At 67.8% G+C, this 16,052-nt stretch carries 17 protein-coding genes; 11 read left to right on the top strand and 6 right to left on the bottom strand.

The genetic code is table 11. The features are described from left to right. Positions 1 to 3 precede the first annotated feature (3 nt). Complete coding sequence (locus ASC46_RS15980) at positions 4 to 999, top strand: Gfo/Idh/MocA family oxidoreductase (RefSeq protein ID WP_055460304.1); 996 nt, start codon at positions 4 to 6, stop codon at positions 997 to 999. A gap of 123 nt (positions 1,000 to 1,122) precedes the next feature. Here ASC46_RS15980 and ilvD read toward each other — a convergent pair whose 3' ends face one another. Next, complete coding sequence (ilvD, locus tag ASC46_RS15975; protein WP_055460303.1) at positions 1,123 to 2,976, bottom strand: dihydroxy-acid dehydratase; 1,854 nt, start codon at positions 2,974 to 2,976, stop codon at positions 1,123 to 1,125. A gap of 113 nt (positions 2,977 to 3,089) precedes the next feature. Here ilvD and ASC46_RS15970 point away from each other — a divergent pair, with 113 nt between their 5' ends. After that, positions 3,090 to 3,974 carry a TrmH family RNA methyltransferase gene (locus ASC46_RS15970; RefSeq protein WP_082464870.1) on the top strand — a complete coding sequence of 295 codons (885 nt, stop codon included), beginning with the start codon at positions 3,090 to 3,092 and terminating at the stop codon, positions 3,972 to 3,974. Between the two features lie 226 nt (positions 3,975 to 4,200). On the opposite strand, the gene ASC46_RS20930 is transcribed toward ASC46_RS15970, so the two are convergent. Next, on the bottom strand, positions 4,201 to 4,353 hold the full coding sequence (locus ASC46_RS20930; protein WP_071923285.1) for a DUF3309 family protein: 153 nt from the start codon (positions 4,351 to 4,353) through the stop codon (positions 4,201 to 4,203). Positions 4,354 to 4,472: 119 nt separating this feature from the next. Here ASC46_RS20930 and ASC46_RS15965 point away from each other — a divergent pair, with 119 nt between their 5' ends. Further along, positions 4,473 to 4,781: a hypothetical protein gene (locus tag ASC46_RS15965; protein ID WP_055460302.1), complete on the top strand. Its 309-nt coding sequence runs from the start codon at positions 4,473 to 4,475 to the stop codon at positions 4,779 to 4,781. Here ASC46_RS15965 and ASC46_RS15960 read toward each other — a convergent pair. Genes ASC46_RS15960 through ASC46_RS15945 form a run of 4 tightly spaced genes read right to left on the bottom strand, consistent with a single transcriptional unit; the run spans position 4,742 to position 8,767 of the window. Next, the gene (locus ASC46_RS15960) at positions 4,742 to 5,734 is read right to left on the bottom strand and encodes a metal ABC transporter permease (protein WP_055460301.1); all 993 of its coding nucleotides are present in this window, start codon (positions 5,732 to 5,734) and stop codon (positions 4,742 to 4,744) included. The two genes, ASC46_RS15965 and ASC46_RS15960, sit on opposite strands and share 40 nt — an antisense overlap. Then, entirely contained in the window at positions 5,734 to 6,945 is a 1,212-nt protein-coding gene (locus ASC46_RS15955) for a metal ABC transporter permease (RefSeq protein ID WP_055460300.1), read from the bottom strand. The genes ASC46_RS15960 and ASC46_RS15955 overlap by 1 nt, the downstream gene beginning before the upstream one ends. Continuing rightward, on the bottom strand, positions 6,942 to 7,766 hold the full coding sequence (locus ASC46_RS15950) for a metal ABC transporter ATP-binding protein (RefSeq protein ID WP_055460299.1): 825 nt from the start codon (positions 7,764 to 7,766) through the stop codon (positions 6,942 to 6,944). Before ASC46_RS15950 ends, ASC46_RS15955 begins: the two co-directional genes overlap by 4 nt. Positions 7,767 to 7,780: 14 nt before the next feature. Continuing rightward, positions 7,781 to 8,767 carry a metal ABC transporter solute-binding protein, Zn/Mn family gene (locus ASC46_RS15945; protein ID WP_055460298.1) on the bottom strand — a complete coding sequence of 329 codons (987 nt, stop codon included), beginning with the start codon at positions 8,765 to 8,767 and terminating at the stop codon, positions 7,781 to 7,783. Between the two features lie 308 nt (positions 8,768 to 9,075). Between ASC46_RS15945 and ccoN the strand changes: the two genes are divergently transcribed. From ccoN to ccoS, 8 genes are read left to right on the top strand one after another with little or no spacing between them, the layout of a single operon-like run. After that, a complete protein-coding gene (gene ccoN / locus ASC46_RS15940; protein WP_055460297.1) occupies positions 9,076 to 10,728 on the top strand; it encodes a cytochrome-c oxidase, cbb3-type subunit I in 1,653 nt (550 codons plus the stop codon). Between the two features lie 5 nt (positions 10,729 to 10,733). Then, a complete protein-coding gene (gene ccoO / locus ASC46_RS15935) occupies positions 10,734 to 11,474 on the top strand; it encodes a cytochrome-c oxidase, cbb3-type subunit II (protein ID WP_019403445.1) in 741 nt (246 codons plus the stop codon). Then, positions 11,471 to 11,638: a cbb3-type cytochrome oxidase subunit 3 gene (locus ASC46_RS15930; protein ID WP_055460296.1), complete on the top strand. Its 168-nt coding sequence runs from the start codon at positions 11,471 to 11,473 to the stop codon at positions 11,636 to 11,638. The genes ccoO and ASC46_RS15930 overlap by 4 nt, the downstream gene beginning before the upstream one ends. Further along, entirely contained in the window at positions 11,629 to 12,504 is an 876-nt protein-coding gene (gene ccoP / locus ASC46_RS15925; RefSeq protein WP_055460295.1) for a cytochrome-c oxidase, cbb3-type subunit III, read from the top strand. Before ASC46_RS15930 ends, ccoP begins: the two co-directional genes overlap by 10 nt. Before the next feature lie 3 nt (positions 12,505 to 12,507). Further along, complete coding sequence (locus ASC46_RS15920; protein ID WP_055460294.1) at positions 12,508 to 12,726, top strand: hypothetical protein; 219 nt, start codon at positions 12,508 to 12,510, stop codon at positions 12,724 to 12,726. A 24-nt stretch (positions 12,727 to 12,750) separates the two neighbouring features. Next, positions 12,751 to 13,545, top strand: a complete 795-nt coding sequence (locus tag ASC46_RS15915; RefSeq protein WP_055460293.1) for a DUF2189 domain-containing protein — start codon at positions 12,751 to 12,753, stop codon at positions 13,543 to 13,545. A 4-nt stretch (positions 13,546 to 13,549) separates the two neighbouring features. Beyond that, positions 13,550 to 15,811, top strand: a complete 2,262-nt coding sequence (locus ASC46_RS15910; protein ID WP_055460292.1) for a heavy metal translocating P-type ATPase — start codon at positions 13,550 to 13,552, stop codon at positions 15,809 to 15,811. Beyond that, positions 15,808 to 15,990 carry a cbb3-type cytochrome oxidase assembly protein CcoS gene (ccoS, locus tag ASC46_RS15905; RefSeq protein ID WP_055460291.1) on the top strand — a complete coding sequence of 61 codons (183 nt, stop codon included), beginning with the start codon at positions 15,808 to 15,810 and terminating at the stop codon, positions 15,988 to 15,990. Before ASC46_RS15910 ends, ccoS begins: the two co-directional genes overlap by 4 nt. Positions 15,991 to 16,052 lie beyond the last annotated feature (62 nt).

The following is a 16,052-nucleotide window of genomic DNA, read 5'->3' as shown; positions in this document are numbered from 1 at the left end:
GCCATGACCATTCGCATCGGCTGGATCGGCTGCGGCACGCATGCCAACGAGATGCTGCTGCCGCAGCTCATCCGCCACGATGTCACCATCGCCGCGCTCTGCGACACCGACGAAGCGCGGCTCGCCCAGACCGCGAGACGCTACGGCATCCCGGTGCAGAACACGATGCGCGATTGGCAGGCGCTGCTGGCGCGCCAGGACATCGATGCCATCGGCATTGCTGCAGGCCCTGCCGTACATTTCGCTGTCGGCATGGCGGCGATGGCACGCAAGCTGCCCGTCTTCGTCGAGAAGCCGCCGGCAGCGACGGCGCGCGAGGCCGAGGAACTTGCCAAGGCTTCGCAGGCCGCGGGCGTACCCGTCGTGCTCGGGTTCATGAAACGCTATTCAACGGCAAACCGGATCGCCGCCAATGTCGTCGCCAAGCCGGAATTCGGCACGCCGGCAAGTTTCCTCGGCGAGTACATGACGGCGCCGACATACTTCGAAAAGGACCCGGACTACACCGGCTTCTACCTGCATCATTGCGTGCACTATCTCGACCTCGTTCCGTGGCTGATGGGCGAGGTCGCCCAAGTCGGCGCGCGCCGGCACGAACTCGCCCCCGGAAAGCTGCTGCTGCACGTCGATTTCCGCTTCGCGAGCGGCGGCCTCGGCACGCTCGTCATGGGCACGCACCAGTCGCGCGGCACGCCGATGGAATGGTGGCAGGTAATGGCCGACCACCAGCGCGTGGAGGTGCGCAACGTGCACGAGGTCCGCTACTACCGCGCGCCGCCCTTCAAGGTGAGCCGCACGGACGCGAGCCTCGTCGACGGCGAGGATACGCTCGTCTGGGAGCCGAACCTGACGGTCGCCGCCAACGAGGACCACAAGGGCTACTACGCCCTGATCGGTGACTTCCTCGCGGTGGTACGAGGTGAGCAGCGCGACGTGCCCGACGCCGCCGCCGGGGCGCGGGCGATGCGGCTTCTGGAGGCCATCGTCACGCAGGCGTAGCGACACAACAGCCCGAGCGCCCGGCGCTGGCGATGCCATGGCGGGCGGCGTCTTGACGCCCCCTCCCTCATGTAATGGGGAGGGGGCAGCGGCGCTCCAGCCCTGCGACCCGCCGAAACGTTTTCAGCGCTTGAGGCCGCTCACGTCGCGCACGGCGCCGCGGGCGGCGCTGGTCGTCAGGGCCGCGTAGGCCTTCAGGGCGGCCGAGACGGCGCGCTTGCGCGGGGCGGCCGGCTGCCAAGCGGCGTCGCCCTTCGCCTCCATGGCGGCGCGGCGGCGGGCGATCTCCTCCTCCCCCACGGCGAGATGGATGCGCCGGTTCGGGATGTCGATCTCGATGATGTCCCCCTCCTCGACGAGGCCGATGGTGCCGCCCTCGGCCGCTTCCGGCGAGACGTGGCCGATGGACAGGCCCGAGGAGCCGCCGGAGAAGCGCCCGTCGGTGACGAGAGCGCAGAGCTTGCCGAGCCCTTTCGACTTCAGGTAGCTCGTCGGATAGAGCATTTCCTGCATACCCGGGCCGCCGCGCGGCCCCTCGTAACGGATGAGGACGATCTCGCCGGCCTTGACCTTGTTGCCGAGGATGCCCTCGACCGCCGCATCCTGGCTCTCGAAGATGCGGGCGGGGCCGGAGAATTTCAGGATCGATTCATCGACGCCGGCCGTCTTCACGATGCAGCCGTCCTCGGCGAGGTTGCCGTAGAGCACGGCGAGGCCGCCGTCCTTCGAATAGGCATGCTTCGCGGCGCGGATGACACCCTTTTCACGGTCGAGGTCGAGGTCGTCCCAGCGCCGGTCCTGGCTGAAAGCGACCTGCGTCGGCACGCCGCCGGGCGCGGCCCTGTAGAACGTGCGCACGCTCTCGCTGTCGGTGCGTACGATGTCCCAGCGCTCCAGCGCCTCAGCCATCGTCGTGCTGTGCACGGTCGGCAAGCTGGTGTCGATGAGGCCGACGCGATCGAGCTCGCCCAGGATCGCCATGATGCCACCGGCGCGGTGCACATCCTCCATGTGCACGTGGCCGACCGCTGGCGCCACCTTGCACAGGACGGGCACGCGGCGCGACAGGCGGTCGATGTCGCTCATCGTGAACGGCACCTCGCCCTCATTCGCCGCGGCGAGGAGATGGAGAACCGTGTTTGTTGAGCCGCCCATGGCGATGTCGAGCGTCATCGCATTCTCGAAGGCCTTGAAGCTCGCGATGGCACGCGGCAGCACCGAGGCGTCGTCCTGCTCGTAATAACGGCGGGCGAGATCGACGATGAGGTGGCCGGCCTCGACGAAGAGGCGCTTGCGGTCGGCGTGGGTGGCGAGAGTGGAGCCATTGCCGGGCAAAGCGAGGCCCAACGCTTCGGTGAGGCAGTTCATCGAATTGGCCGTGAACATGCCCGAGCACGAGCCGCAGGTCGGGCAGGCGGAACGCTCGATGACCTTCACATCTTCGTCCGAGACGGTGTCGTCGGCGGCCGCGACCATGGCGTCGACGAGATCGAGCGCCTTTTCCTTGCCGTTGAGGACGACCTTGCCAGCCTCCATCGGTCCGCCGGAGACAAAGACGGCCGGGATGTTGAGGCGCATGGCCGCCATCAGCATACCGGGCGTGATCTTGTCGCAGTTGGAGATGCAGACCATGGCGTCGGCGCAATGCGCATTGACCATGTATTCGACGCTGTCGGCGATGATCTCGCGCGAGGGCAGGCTGTAGAGCATGCCGTCGTGGCCCATGGCGATGCCGTCGTCGACCGCGATGGTGTTGAATTCCTTGGCGACGCCGCCCGCCGCCTCGATCTCGCGCGCCACGAGCTGGCCGAGGTCCTTCAGGTGCACATGGCCAGGCACGAACTGGGTGAAGGAATTGACGACGGCGATGATCGGCTTGCCGAAGTCGCCATCCTTCATGCCGGTGGCGCGCCAGAGGCCGCGGGCACCGGCCATGTTGCGGCCGTGGGTGGAGGTTCGCGAGCGATAGCTGGGCATAGGGTCTTCCATATCCTGGCGCCCTGCGGCGCCGTCCTTGAGCGTGAGCGAGCTTTTTCTTATGGCTGTTCCAATGAGGCAAGGGACAATGCCAGCGAACGACAGGAAAAGCCATGCGTGCGAGCGCATGGCTGGCGACTGCGGCGCACAAGGCCGTGCGGGAGCCGCCCTTGGCTGAAATCATCGACATCGATGATCCGGGTGACGCCCGCATCGCCGCCTATCGCGACGTGCGCGAGCGCGATCTCGTCGGCCGGCAGGGCCACTTCGTCGCCGAGGGCGAGGTGGTGCTGCGCGTGCTCTTGACGCGCGCCGTCCACCGGACGTGCTCGTTGCTGGTGACAGCCAAGCGCTTCGACAATCTCGGCCACCTGTTGGCGCTGGTGCCGGCGGCGGTGCCCGTCTACCGCGCCTCATCGGCGGTGATGGATGCCATCGTCGGCTTCCACATTCATCGCGGCATCCTGGCGCTCGGCGAGCGGGCGCCGATGCCGGGAGCGGCCGAGCTCCTCGACCAACTGCCTGAGGAGGCGCTCGTCGTCGTCGGGCTTGGCATCGCCAACCATGACAATGTCGGCGGCATCTTCCGCAATGCAGCCGCCTTCGGCGCTGCGGGCGTGCTGCTCGACGGGGCGAGCTGCGATCCGCTCTACCGCAAGGCGATCCGCGTCTCCGTCGGCGCGAGCCTTATCGTGCCCTCGGCTCGCATCGGCGCGAGCGAGGACGTCGTGGCCCTCTTGGAGCGGCACGGCTTCGTTCCCTTCGCGCTGAGCCCGTCGGGCGCAACGCCACTTGCGCAGCTCGCGCGTCCGGCCCGGGCCGCCATCCTGCTCGGCACGGAAGGTCCGGGCCTGCCGGCCGGCGTCATGGCGCGCGCCCGCACGGTGACCATCCCCATGGCACAGGGCTTCGATTCTCTCAACGTGGCGACGACGAGCGGAATCGCGCTTTACCATCTCTCACAGGCGGCAACACGCATTCGCCGCGCGGGCGATTGACCCCCTGCCCTCGGCAGTGCCGTAAAAATCGATCGGGAGCGGGCTCGTTCAGCTTGCCCCTTCGAGAGCGCAGATCGTCACGAAGACGATCATGGAACCGAGCACACCAAGAAGCTGGATCGTCAACTCCATGTTCTCTCTCCCTGTGACCCTGAATGTCACGCCGCCGCCGGCGCGGAGAACGTGCGCCGGCGGCCGACCCGAAAACGCCTGATCCTGTCGGGCGCTACAAGCGCCCCATCAGTGCGAGAATGAGGATGACGATGAGGATGAGGCCCAGGAGGCCGCTCGGGTAATAGCCCCAGCCTGCACTGTAGGGCCAGCTCGGCAGAGCGCCGATGAGCAACAATATCAGTATGACGATGAGTATCGTGGACATGGCGTTCCACCCCTTGACTTAAGCGAGTGCCATGGAAACGCGCGAAGGGGCCATTCTGTTTCAGGCGAGCTATAATTTGTTGTTCGTCCGGCGCCCGGCGCCCATGTGGAGGCGAGACGATGAAAGCCAGCACCCTCACCCTTGCTCTGTTGATGGCCGCGTCCGTCGCTGCTCCGGCCACCCAGGCCTTCGCACAGTCGCGCCCCTATGCGCCCGCGCTCACGTGCCGCGCCCTTGCCGGCATCGTCGCCTCGCGCGGCGCCGTCGTCGTCTCGACCAGCCGGACGACCTACGACCGCTATGTCGCCAACGGCAGCTTCTGCTTCCCGACACAGGTCACCCGCCCCGCCTGGGTGCGCGCCGCGGACACGCCAAGCTGCTTCATTGGCTATACCTGCAAGGAATTCGAGATCGACGACTGGTGGTGAGATGCCCGCCTTGGGGGCGGTCGCCGCCGACGGGCGGCCGTGCGCGTGCCGAAGCGCCGCGGCCCGGCCAGGCAGGCGAGCGCGAGGATCAGCCCTGCGACAGTCGCGATCATCCCTGCGGCACTGACACTGTAGGCGGCACCCAGCCAGAGCGGGCCGTAGCCGGCCAGAACATAGCCGGCGATGGCCGAGACCACGGCGAATACGACGCTCCAGGCCAGCTGCGGCACGAGCCGGTCGGTCATTAGCCGCGCGCTGGCCGGCGGGCAGATGAACATGGCGATGACGATGATCGAGCCTACGGCATCGAAGGCCGCCACCGCCGCCACAGCCACCATGACGATGAGGGCGAAGCTCACGGGCCCGGGCCGTGCGCCGACGCTTTCCGCGAATGTCGCATCGAAGGTGCCGATGACGAGTTCTTTCCAGAAAACGAGCAGGAACAAGACGACGGCGAACGTGACGAGTGCCAGGCGCGGCAGTTGCGGCGGCAGGGCCGCGAGCGCGGCAGGATCGAGGAGCGCCGCCCAGCCTGCGCTGCCCGCGAGCCAGATGAGGCTCTCGAGATTACCGTAGAGCGCGTGCTCCACGTCGAGATGCACGGAGCTCGTGTCCGATTGCTCGAGCAGCAGCACGCCCGCGGCGAAGAACGTGGTGAAGACGACGCCCATGGCCGCGCCGGGCTCGACACGACCGACCCGGCGCACGATCTCGATGAGGAGGACCGCGAGGACGGCGGCGATGCCGGCGCCCAGCAGCATGGCGCCGGCCGCGACGGTGCCGGTGACGATGAAGGCGCCGACGATCCCCGGCAGCACTACGTGGCTCACCGCATCGCCGATGAGGCTCTGGCGACGCAACACGAGGAAATTGCCGAGCAGCGCACAGGAAACGCAGACGAGGATGCCGATTGCGAGCGGCACCAGGCTGAGGACAACGAAATCGGTACCCATCAGCGTACTCCGGTATCGGCCGGCTCGAGGCGCGCGGCAAGATCGGCCACAACGTCCGGCGGCAAGGCCGTCGCGATGGGCGCAAGCCCCTGGTGATCAAGGGCCCCCGCCTCATCGGGATGAAGCCGGCGGTAGAGACCCCACAAGGCCTCCTCGCGCACGGCGGCCGCAGCGGCGGCGCGGCCTTCGAGCGTCGCGACGCCATCGGCGCGGATATGTCCGGCCCGGCGCAGAACCTTGATGGTCAGGGGATCGTAGATGGCCTCGCCACGGGCGAGCGCGAGCAGGCCCTGACGCTCGTGCACGCGCCGCTGGAAACGCAGGCGCGTGGCAAGGCCGGACATCAGCCCGCGGACGGGCGACAGGACGAGCGAGACGGCGAAGAAAGCGGCGGCGGTGAGCACGATGACCGCCCCGGTCGGCAGGCCCCGGTCCGAGGCGGAGATGGCGGCGCCGACATAGCCTGCGGCGGCGCCGAAGGCGGCGGCGATGAGCACCATGCGTTCCGGCCGGTCGGTCCAGAACCGCGCCGTCACCGGCGGGATGATGGTGAGCGCGACGATGAGCACGAGGCCGGCCACCTTGAGGCCGATGACCGTGACGGCGAGCAGCACGCCCATCATGGCAAGGTCGGTGAGGCGCACGTCGATGCCGCGCGTCGCGGCATAGCCCTCGTCGAAGCACACCAGCGTGAAGGGCCGACGCAGGACGAAGATGGCAGCCCCCGTGGCAAGCGCGGCGACGGCGATGGTCTCCGCCTCCGAGCGCAGCATGCCGGCGGTCGAGCCCAAGAGATAGCCGGCGATGCCGGCCTGCCCGCCGGTCTGCAGCGACTGGATGACGGTGAGCAGCACGATGCCGAAGCCGAAGAAGACGGACAGGACCGCACCGATGGCCGCATCCTCGGTGAGACGCGTGCGGCGGGTGATCCACTCGACGCAGAAGAGGCCGAGGGCGGCGCTGAACGCTGCGCCCACCATGAGCGCGACGATGTTGCGTCCGTCGCCGGTCAGGAGCGCCATCAGGATGAAGGCGAGCGCGAGGCCCGGCAGCGTGCCGTGGCTGACGGCATCGCTGACGAGCGAGCGCTTGCGCAGGAGCACGAAGGTGCCGATGGCCCCGGCGCTGCCGCCGAGGATGGCAGCACCGATGGTGACGAGGGCGGTGTTGTAGCCCGCGCCGAGGGCGAGCGCCGTGAGGAAGGCCATCATCGCCCCTCCCCCGCCGCTTCCCGCCCGACCGCGACCTCCTCCACATGGGCGGCCGCGAGACGACCGCCGTAGGTCGCCTGCAGGTTGTGCGAGGTGAAGGTGGTGGCGACCGGCCCATCAGCAATCTTACGCACATTGACGAGCAGGACATGGTCGAAATAGTCGGGCACGGTAGCGAGGTCGTGGTGCACACAGACGATGGTCTTGCCGGCGCCGTTGAGCTCCTTGAGCACGGCGATGATGGCGCGCTCGGTGGCCGCATCGACGCCGGCAAAGGGCTCGTCCATCACATAGAGGTCCGCCTCCTGGGCGAGCGCGCGGGCGAGGAAGACGCGCTGCTGCTGGCCGCCGGAGAGCTGTCCGATCTGCCGGTCGGCGAAGGCCGCCATGCCGACGCGCTCGAGGCAGGCGAGGGCCCTTTCGCGATGGCGGCGGCCGGCGAAGCGCAGGAAACCGATCTCGCGGTAGAGCCCCATCAGCACGACGTCGCGCACGGTCGCCGGGAAGTCCCAGTCGACGCTGGCACGCTGCGGCACGTAGGCGATGCGGTGGCGCGCCTTTTCATAAGGAGCGCCGAAAACCGTGACCTCGCCGGCGATGCGCGGCACGATGCCGAGCGCCGCCTTGATGAGCGTCGACTTGCCGGCGCCGTTGGGGCCGACGATGGCAACCATCGCCCCCTTCGGTACGACGAAGTCAATCGAGAACAGCACGGGCTTCTCGCCGTAGCTGACCGTCAGCCCGTTGACGGCGAGCGGACTGTCGGGATGGCTCTCGCCGAGCGTGCGGCCGTTGTCGGCGATCAGGGTCGGGGTACTCATGGCGTCATGCCTCTTCAATCGACCGGGTCGAGCTTGCCCTGAAAGCCCCTGGCCGGCGCGTCGCCGCCGAGCGCCCGGGCGATCGTCGTGAGATTGTGGTCGATCATACCGACGTAGGTGCCTTCGTAGGTGCCCGGCCGACCCATGGCATCGGAATAGAGCTCGCCGCCGATGACCACCTTGTGGCCGCGCGCCGCCGCCCCTTCGATGAGGGCCCTGACGTTGCGGTCCGGCACCGAGGTCTCGACGAAGATGGCGCCGATCCTGCGCTCGACCAACGTGCCGACAAGATCCTCGATGTGCTTGAGCCCCGCCTCGCTCTCGGTCGAGATGCCCTGGATGCCGAGCACCTCAAAGCCATAGGCGCGGCCGAAGTAGCGGAAGGCATCGTGCGCGGTCACGAGGACGCGAGCCTCCGCCGGTACGCTGGCCATGGCCTTCTCGCCATAGGCGGCGAGCGCATCGATCTCGCCTAGATGTACATCGGCATTGCGGCGAAAGGTCGCCTCGCCGGCCGGGTCGAGCGCAATCAGCGCATCGCGCGCGGCAAGAACGACCCCCTTCCAGATGCGCGGCGCCATCCAGACGTGCGGATCGTAGCGGCCCTCGTAGTCCTCGTGCGCCAGCAATTCAGCCTTCGGCAGAGTTTCGCCAAGAGCGAAAACCCTTTTGTGCTTCGCAAGGTCGACGAAAAAGGCCTCGAGCTGGGCCTCGAGGTAGAGCCCGTGCCACATCACGGCGTCAGCCTGCGTCATGGCGACAATATCGGAACGGGTCTGGCGATAGGTGTGCGGATCGACACCCGGACCCATCAGGGCCTTTATCTCGGCCCGGTCCCCTGCCACCTGGCGCACGGCGTCGGCGATCATGCCGGTCGTGGCAACGATGACGAGCTTGCGAGCCGGCGGCGTTTGCGCCGCGGCCGGGCCGGCTGCGACCATGAAACCAAGCAGGGCAGCAGCCACCATAGCCATGAGGCCGCGTCGCGTCGCATCGGGCATGAAACGCCTCTCCTTATTGCGAATGAATTGCAATTGCAGATATAGGCGACGCGCAGCCGCGGCGCAAGTGCAAACGAGTTGCATTACGAATCGGTGCCCCGCCCCGCGACCATGTATCTAGCGGCGTTGCGGGCCGGGCCTCTGGCCGCGTGGGGGAACCGGGCCAAGACAGGCGCCCGGCACAGCCGAATCCGGCGTTCTTTGATCCGCATCAAACAATCGGCCGCCGGCTCGTCCTATGGCCTGTGAGACGGGCGGATTTCCGCACCCGTCGCAGGGACCAGGAGCGGAGCGGGAGCAACGCCACCATGATATCGGAACTGACGAGGGGCGAGAGGCGGCTGGCTCTTGCCGTGCTGACGGCCGTGGCGACATTCGGCCTTGCCCTGGCCATCGCCGGCCGGGGGGACATTCTTGCCGTGCACGGCGGGCTCATCATGGCCTCGGCCGTCATCCTGATGTTCTTCGTCATCGCCGGCTTCTATGCGCCAGAGCCGGGCGAGGAGCGCCTCGCCCAGTATTACGACACGCCGACGAAGGCCGGCGTCGTGCTCGCCATGATCTGGGGCGTCATCGGCATGGGCGTGGGCGACTGGGTCGCCTGGCTGCTCGTCTATCCAGACATGACCTTCGACGCCGCCTGGGCGAGCTTCGGCCGCCTCAGGCCGGTGCACACCTCCGGCGTCATCTTCGGCTTCGGCGGCAACGCGCTCATCGCCACCTCCTTCCACGTCCTGCAGCGCACGTCCCGCGCCCGCCTGCCCGACCAGTTCAGCCCGTGGTTCGTGCTCGTCGGCTACAACCTCTTCTGCCTCATCGCGGCGAGCGGCTATCTCCTCGGCATCACCCAGTCGAAGGAATATGCCGAGCCCGAGTGGTACGCCGACCTGTGGCTCGTCGTCGTGTGGGTCGTCTATTTCTCGATCTACCTGCGCACGCTGATGCGCCGGCAGGAACCGCATATCTACGTGGCCAACTGGTACTACATGGCCTTCATCCTGGTCGTGGCCATCCTGCACATCGTCAACAACCTCGCCGTGCCGATCTCCTTCGGCAGCGCCAAGAGCTACTCGGCCTTCTCGGGCGTGCAGGATGCGATGACGCAGTGGTGGTACGGCCACAACGCGGTCGCCTTCTTCCTCACCGCCGGCTTCCTCGGGATGATGTACTACTACCTGCCCAAGCGCGCGGGCCGGCCGGTGTTCTCCTACCGCATGTCGATCCTCGGCTTCTGGGGCATCACCTTCATGTACATGTGGGCGGGCTCGCACCACCTGCACTACACGGCCCTGCCGCAATGGGTGCAGACGCTCGGCATGACCTTCTCGATCATGCTGATCGTGCCCTCGTGGATGGCGGCGGCGAACGCTCTGCTCACCCTCAACGGCGCCTGGCACAAGGTGCGTGATGACGCCACGCTGCGCTTCATGATGCTGGCGGCAGTGTTCTACGGCCTCTCGACCTTCGAGGGCTCGTTCATGTCGATCCGCGCCGTCAACTCGCTCTCGCACTACACGGACTGGACGGTCGGCCACGTGCATGCCGGCGCGCTCGGCTGGGTAGCGCTCATCACCTTCGGCTCGATCTATGCCGTCGTGCCGTGGGTCTGGAAGCGGCCGGCCATGTATTCCAACAAGCTCGTCGAGGTGCACTTCTGGCTCTCGCTGGCCGGCACGCTCGTCTACGTCTTCGCAATGTGGAACTCGGGCATCATCCAGGGCCTGATGTGGCGTACCTACAACGAAGGCGGCACGCTCGCCTATTCCTTCATCGACTCGCTCGTGGCGATGCGGCCCTACTACATCGCCCGTGCCATCGGCGGCCTCCTCTTCGTCATCGGCGCAGTCGTCGGCCTCTACAACGTGTGGATGACCATCCGCGAGGCGTCGGCCGAACGGGCCGACGCGCCCGACGCGCCCGTCGTTCCCGCCCTCGCCCGGTCGCTCCAAGCGGGAGAATGATTGAGATGTTCGGCATCCATCAAAAGCTCGAACGCAACGCCATCGGCTTCGTCGTCGCCATCATCGTGGTGTCGAGCATCGGCGGCTTCATGGAGATCGCCCCGCTCTTCACCATCGACGAGACGGTCGAGGAGGCGCCCGATATGCGCGTCTACACGCCGCTCGAACTCGCGGGGCGCAACATCTACATCCGTGAGGGCTGCTATGCCTGCCACTCGCAGATGATCCGCACCCTGCGCGACGAGGTGGAGCGCTACGGACCCTATTCGCTGGCGGTCGAGTCGAAATACGACCACCCGATGCTCTGGGGCTCCAAGCGCACGGGGCCGGACCTCGCCCGCATCGGCGGCAAGTATTCCGATGCCTGGCACGTTGCGCATCTCATCAACCCGCGCGACGTGGTGCCGGAATCGATCATGCCGGCCTACCGCTGGCTCGCCGAGACGCCGCTCAAGGTGAACGACCTCTCCGACCATCTCGCCGCCCAGCGCGTGGTCGGCGTGCCCTATACGGACGAGATGATCGCCAACGCCACCGCCGACGCCTATGGCCAGGCGATGCCGGACGGCCCCTTCGCGGCCGGCGTCACCGCCCGCTACGGCGAGGCTACCAACGTGCGCGCCTTCGATGGCAAGCCCGAGCGGGTGAGCGAGATGGATGCGCTCGTCGCCTACCTGCAGGTGCTCGGCCGCCTCACGGACGCCGCCCACCAGCAGACCGCATCGACCGAAGGGGCGAAGCCATGATCGACCACGACACGCTCGTCGCGTTCTCCAAATCCTACGGCCTCTTCTACCTCATGGCGATGGCCATCACCGTCGTCGCCTACACCTTCTGGCCCTCCAACAAGGAGCGGTTCGAGGAAGCTGCCAAGAGCATCATCGACGACGAGGACACGCCATGTCGGTAGGCGAGCACGATCCCTACACCGGTCAGCGAATGACCGGGCACGAGTGGAACGGCATCAAGGAACTGAACACCCCAGTGCCGAAGGCGGTGTGGTTCTTCCTCTCCGTCACAGCCCTCTTCGCCTTCGTTTACTGGGTGCTGATGCCGGCCTGGCCGCTCGGCGTGACCTATACGAAGGGCCTGCTCGGTATCGACCAGCGCGAGATCGTGCGCGAGAGCGTCGCCGAGGCCGCGCGCCAGCGCAGCTGGGCGCAGCGCATCGCGCAGGACGATTATGCCACCATCCAGGCGGATGCAGGCCTGATGCAGAAGGTGCGCGAGAGCGGCCGCGCCCTCTTCGGCGACAATTGCGCGGTCTGCCACGGCACCGCCGGCAAGGGCGGGCCCGGCTATCCTAACCTCACGGCCGGTGCATGGCTGTGGGGCGGCACGCCCGAGGCGATCGCCGAGACGATCCGTGTCGGCATCAACAGCGGCCATCCCGAGGGCCGCATCGCACAGATGCTCGCCTTCGGCCGCGACCAGATGCTCGACAGGGCGGCCGTACTCAACGTCGTCACCTATGTGCAGTCGCTGAGCGATCCGACCCTCGCGAGCGGGCCGGAAAAAGAAGCGATTGTCGCGGGCAAGGAGGTCTATGACGCCAACTGCGCCTCGTGCCACGGGCCGGAGGGCAAGGGCAGCACCGACGTGGGGGCTCCTGACCTGACGGACGGCTTCTGGATCTACGGCGGGGACCGCCAGTCGATCTTCAATACCGTCTACGGTGGTCGCCAGGGCCACATGCCGGCGTGGGAGACGCGGCTCTCGGAGCTCGACCGCAAGATCCTCACGCTCTACGTGCTCGACCTCGGCGGAGGCAAGTGACCCATGACGGCGAGGACACGACATCGGGATCCGGCCCGCAAGCCTTTGTCGCGGGGGCGCCTCACGGCCTTCCTCATCGTCGCGGTGGCGGCCGCGGTGATCATCGGAGCGAACGCGCATCTCGTCGCGGTGGCGCTGTCCTCGCAGCCGGACTGCGTCGCCCATCTGAAGGCGCCGGGCGGGGGCGAAGGCGCCTTCCGCGCGGCCAAGTCATCGTGCTGAGCGGACGGAGCGAGGAAAAAGGACATGAGCACAGTCGCGCACGAAGCGCCGGTCAAGCCCGCCCGCGTCGATCTCGATCGCGGACTGCCTGCGTCGGAGGCCCTCACTTGGCTCCGGAAGGGCTGGCGGGACTTCACGGTGCAGCCAGGGGCGAGCCTCGCCTACGGCGTTCTCGTCTTCGCCGTCTCAGTCATCACGATCTGGGGGTTGTTCGCCTTCGGATTCGACTACATCCTCTTCCCAGCCTTGGCTGGGTTCATGGTGGTCGGACCGGTGCTCGCCATCGGCCTCTACGAAAAGAGCCGGCGCCTTGCCGAGGGGCGAAGGGCGAGCCTTGCCGGCATGATCTTCGTGAAGGCGGCCTCGACGGGGCAGATCCTCTTCACCGGCGCGCTCCTGATGATGCTGATGCTGGTATGGATGCGTGCAGCCGTCATCATCTACGCGCTGTTTTTCGGCTGGCAGCCCTTCGTACCCGGCCTCGGGCCGATCACGGCGATGCTGTTCGGCACACCGCTCGGCCTTGCCATGCTCGTCGTCGGCAGCCTCGTCGGGGCACTGTTCGCTGCCTTCTCCTTTGCCATCAGCGCCTTCTCAATCCCGATGCTGCTCGACCGGCGCGTGGATGCCTTCACGGCCATGGGCAAGAGCATGGCGCTGGTGTGGAACAATCTGCCCGTGATGCTCGCCTGGGGCGCCATCGTGCTCGCGCTCTTCCTAGCGAGCCTCGTCACGGGCCTCCTCGGGCTCATCATCACCTTCCCGGTGCTCGGCCACGGCACCTGGCACGCCTACAAGGCCATCGCGCAGGAGGAATGACCCCATGAGCTGCTGCGGGCCGGCCACGCTCGCCCTCGCCGCCGCGCCCGCGGCCGCTGAAGGAGGGCCCTCGCGGGAGGAGATCGTCCTCGCCAGCCATCGCATCGGCGAGGGCCTGTGGCAGACGGACCTGTCCGTTCCGGCCGTGCATTGCGGTGCCTGCATGCGCACGGTCGAGAACGCGCTCGGGCGCATCGACGGCGTCGAGGGCGCGCGCGTCAACCTCTCCACGCGCCGCGTCTCGGTGCGCTGGCGCGAGGCGGCGGACCCGAGCGCCTTCGTCCCGACGCTTGCGGCCATCGGCTATCCCGCCCATCTCGACGACCCGGCAGCCGACGAGCGCGACGAGACGCTCTCCAGCCTCGTGCGTGCGCTCGCGGTGGCGGGCTTCGGCGCGATGAACATCATGCTGATGTCAGTAGCGGTGTGGTCCGGCGCCGAGGCCGGCGCACGCGACCTCTTCCACCTCATCTCCGCCGCCATCGCCCTGCCGACCATCGCCTATTCCGGCCGCGTCTTCTTCAGCTCCGCCTGGAACGCACTCAGCCACGGGCGCACCAACATGGACGTGCCGATTTCCATCGGCATCCTCATCGCCTTCGGCATGAGCCTTTACGACACGGTGAACAGCGGTGCTCATGCCTATTTCGACGCAGCCGTATCGCTCATCTTCTTCCTGCTCATCGGCCGCACGCTCGATCATGTCATGCGCGAGCGGGCACGCACCGCCGTCAAGGGCCTCGCGCGTTTCGCCGCGCGCGGCGCCCATGTGGTCCGTGGCGACGGACGGCAGGAATACCTGCCGCTCTCCGAAATCGCTCCCGGCATGACGCTGATGGTGGCCGCGGGCGAACGCATCCCGGTTGACGGCGAGATCATCGCCGGGCAATCGGACATCGACTGCTCGCTCGTCAACGGCGAGAGCCTGCCGCGCGAGGCCGGCCCCGGCACCGCCGTGGAGGCCGGCACGCTCAACCTCACCGGGCCGGTGACGATGCGGGCACGGGCGGCGGCAAAGGATTCCTTCCTCGCCGAGATGTTGCGCCTCATGGAGGCGGCGGAAGGTGGACGCTCGCGCTACCGGCGGCTCGCCGACCGCGCGGCCTCTCTCTATGCGCCTTTCGTCCATGCGGCTGCGCTCGTCACCTTCCTCGGCTGGATGCTTGTCGGCGGCGGCTGGCACCAGTCGCTCACCGTCGCTGTCGCCGTGCTCATTATCACCTGCCCCTGCGCGCTGGCGCTCGCCGTGCCGATGGTGCAGGTGGTCGCCGCCCGCCGCCTTTTCGAGGCCGGCATTATGGTCAAGGACGGAGGCGCGCTGGAGCGCATCACCGAGATCGACACCGTCGTCTTCGACAAGACGGGGACGCTGACGCAGGGCATCCTCGCGCTTACGAATGCCGGCGACATTGCACCGGCCGAACTTGCGGTCGCCGCGGCCATCGCCGCCCATTCGCGCCACCCCCACGCGCGCGCCATCGCCGCCGCCGCGCAGGACCGGGTGCGGCTGGCGCCCGTCTTCGACAGCGTCGGCGAACATCCCGGCCTCGGGCTCGAGGCGACCGCGGGCGGCCATGTCTACCGCCTCGGCCGCGCGGCCTGGGCGCTCCGCGACGCCAGCGGCATCACCGGCACCGTCCTCTCGCGTAACGGCCGCCTCGTCGCCGGCTTTTCATTCGCCGACCGACTGCGGCCGGGCGCGCAGCAGGCGGTGCGGGCGCTCAAGGCCGAGGGGCTCAGGATCGTCCTCCTCTCCGGCGACCGCAGCGATGAGGTCCTGCGCCTTGCCGCCGAGCTCGGCATTACCGAATGCGCCGGTGACCTCGTGCCGGGCGACAAGGTGGCGATCCTCGCCGCGCTCGCCGCCGACGGCCGCAAGGTGCTGATGGTCGGCGACGGGCTCAACGACGCGCCGGCGCTCGCCGCCGCGCATGCGTCGATGGCACCGGCCACGGCCGCCGACATCGGCCGCAACGCAGCCGACTTCGTCTTCCTGCGCGACGGGCTCGAGGCCGTGCCGGCGGCCCTCGGCCTCTCCCGCGCGGCGCAAGCGCTGACCCGCCAGAACTTGGCCCTCGCGCTGATCTACAACGCCATCGCCCTGCCCTTCGCGGTGTTCGGCTTCGTGACACCGCTCTTCGCCGCCGTGGCCATGTCATCCTCTTCGGTGATCGTGGTTGCGAATGCGCTGCGCCTCGGCCGTGCCGACGGCGGCGCCCGAGAGGCGGGCCGGCGCGTCGGCCGGATGTCGGAGGCACGTGCATGAGCGACTTTTTCTACCTCATCCCGCTGTCGCTGGGCCTCGGTTTCGTCGGGCTCGCCGTCTTCCTCTGGTCGCTGCGCGGCGGCCAGTACGAGGATCTCGACGGCGCGGCCGAACGTGTACTCGATGACGAGGACGCGCCCATCCTGCCGCATGGAAAGTCCGCCTCCAGCCAATGCTGAACCATGCCATCGCGGGGACGCCGAGCCAGTGGAGGCATGCTCCAACCGCTTCAATAGCGCTG

This window comes from Chelatococcus sambhunathii (assembly GCF_001418005.1).
In the GTDB taxonomy this organism is placed as follows: domain Bacteria; phylum Pseudomonadota; class Alphaproteobacteria; order Rhizobiales; family Beijerinckiaceae; genus Chelatococcus_A; species Chelatococcus_A sambhunathii.
Note: the sequence above shows the minus strand (reverse complement) of the source record. Positions and strands in the feature narration are given on the sequence as shown.

Bases quoted from the DNA above. Each gene is read 5' to 3' on its own strand.
- ASC46_RS15945 (WP_055460298.1), bottom strand. From the start codon at position 8,767: ATGCCCGATGCGACGCGACGCGGCCTCATGGCTATGGTGGCTGCTGCC.
- ASC46_RS15910 (WP_055460292.1), top strand. From the start codon at position 13,550: ATGAGCTGCTGCGGGCCGGCCACGCTCGCCCTCGCCGCCGCGCCCGCG.
- ASC46_RS15930 (WP_055460296.1), top strand. From the start codon at position 11,471: ATGATCGACCACGACACGCTCGTCGCGTTCTCCAAATCCTACGGCCTC.
- ASC46_RS15920 (WP_055460294.1), top strand. From the start codon at position 12,508: ATGACGGCGAGGACACGACATCGGGATCCGGCCCGCAAGCCTTTGTCG.
- ASC46_RS20930 (WP_071923285.1), bottom strand. From the start codon at position 4,353: ATGTCCACGATACTCATCGTCATACTGATATTGTTGCTCATCGGCGCT.
- ilvD (WP_055460303.1), bottom strand. From the start codon at position 2,976: ATGCCCAGCTATCGCTCGCGAACCTCCACCCACGGCCGCAACATGGCC.
- ASC46_RS15960 (WP_055460301.1), bottom strand. From the start codon at position 5,734: ATGGGTACCGATTTCGTTGTCCTCAGCCTGGTGCCGCTCGCAATCGGC.
- ccoO (WP_019403445.1), top strand. From the start codon at position 10,734: ATGTTCGGCATCCATCAAAAGCTCGAACGCAACGCCATCGGCTTCGTC.
- ASC46_RS15970 (WP_082464870.1), top strand. From the start codon at position 3,090: ATGCGTGCGAGCGCATGGCTGGCGACTGCGGCGCACAAGGCCGTGCGG.
- ASC46_RS15950 (WP_055460299.1), bottom strand. From the start codon at position 7,766: ATGAGTACCCCGACCCTGATCGCCGACAACGGCCGCACGCTCGGCGAG.
- ASC46_RS15980 (WP_055460304.1), top strand. From the start codon at position 4: ATGACCATTCGCATCGGCTGGATCGGCTGCGGCACGCATGCCAACGAG.
- ASC46_RS15965 (WP_055460302.1), top strand. From the start codon at position 4,473: ATGAAAGCCAGCACCCTCACCCTTGCTCTGTTGATGGCCGCGTCCGTC.
- ccoP (WP_055460295.1), top strand. From the start codon at position 11,629: ATGTCGGTAGGCGAGCACGATCCCTACACCGGTCAGCGAATGACCGGG.
- ccoS (WP_055460291.1), top strand. From the start codon at position 15,808: ATGAGCGACTTTTTCTACCTCATCCCGCTGTCGCTGGGCCTCGGTTTC.
- ASC46_RS15955 (WP_055460300.1), bottom strand. From the start codon at position 6,945: ATGATGGCCTTCCTCACGGCGCTCGCCCTCGGCGCGGGCTACAACACC.
- ccoN (WP_055460297.1), top strand. From the start codon at position 9,076: ATGATATCGGAACTGACGAGGGGCGAGAGGCGGCTGGCTCTTGCCGTG.
- ASC46_RS15915 (WP_055460293.1), top strand. From the start codon at position 12,751: ATGAGCACAGTCGCGCACGAAGCGCCGGTCAAGCCCGCCCGCGTCGAT.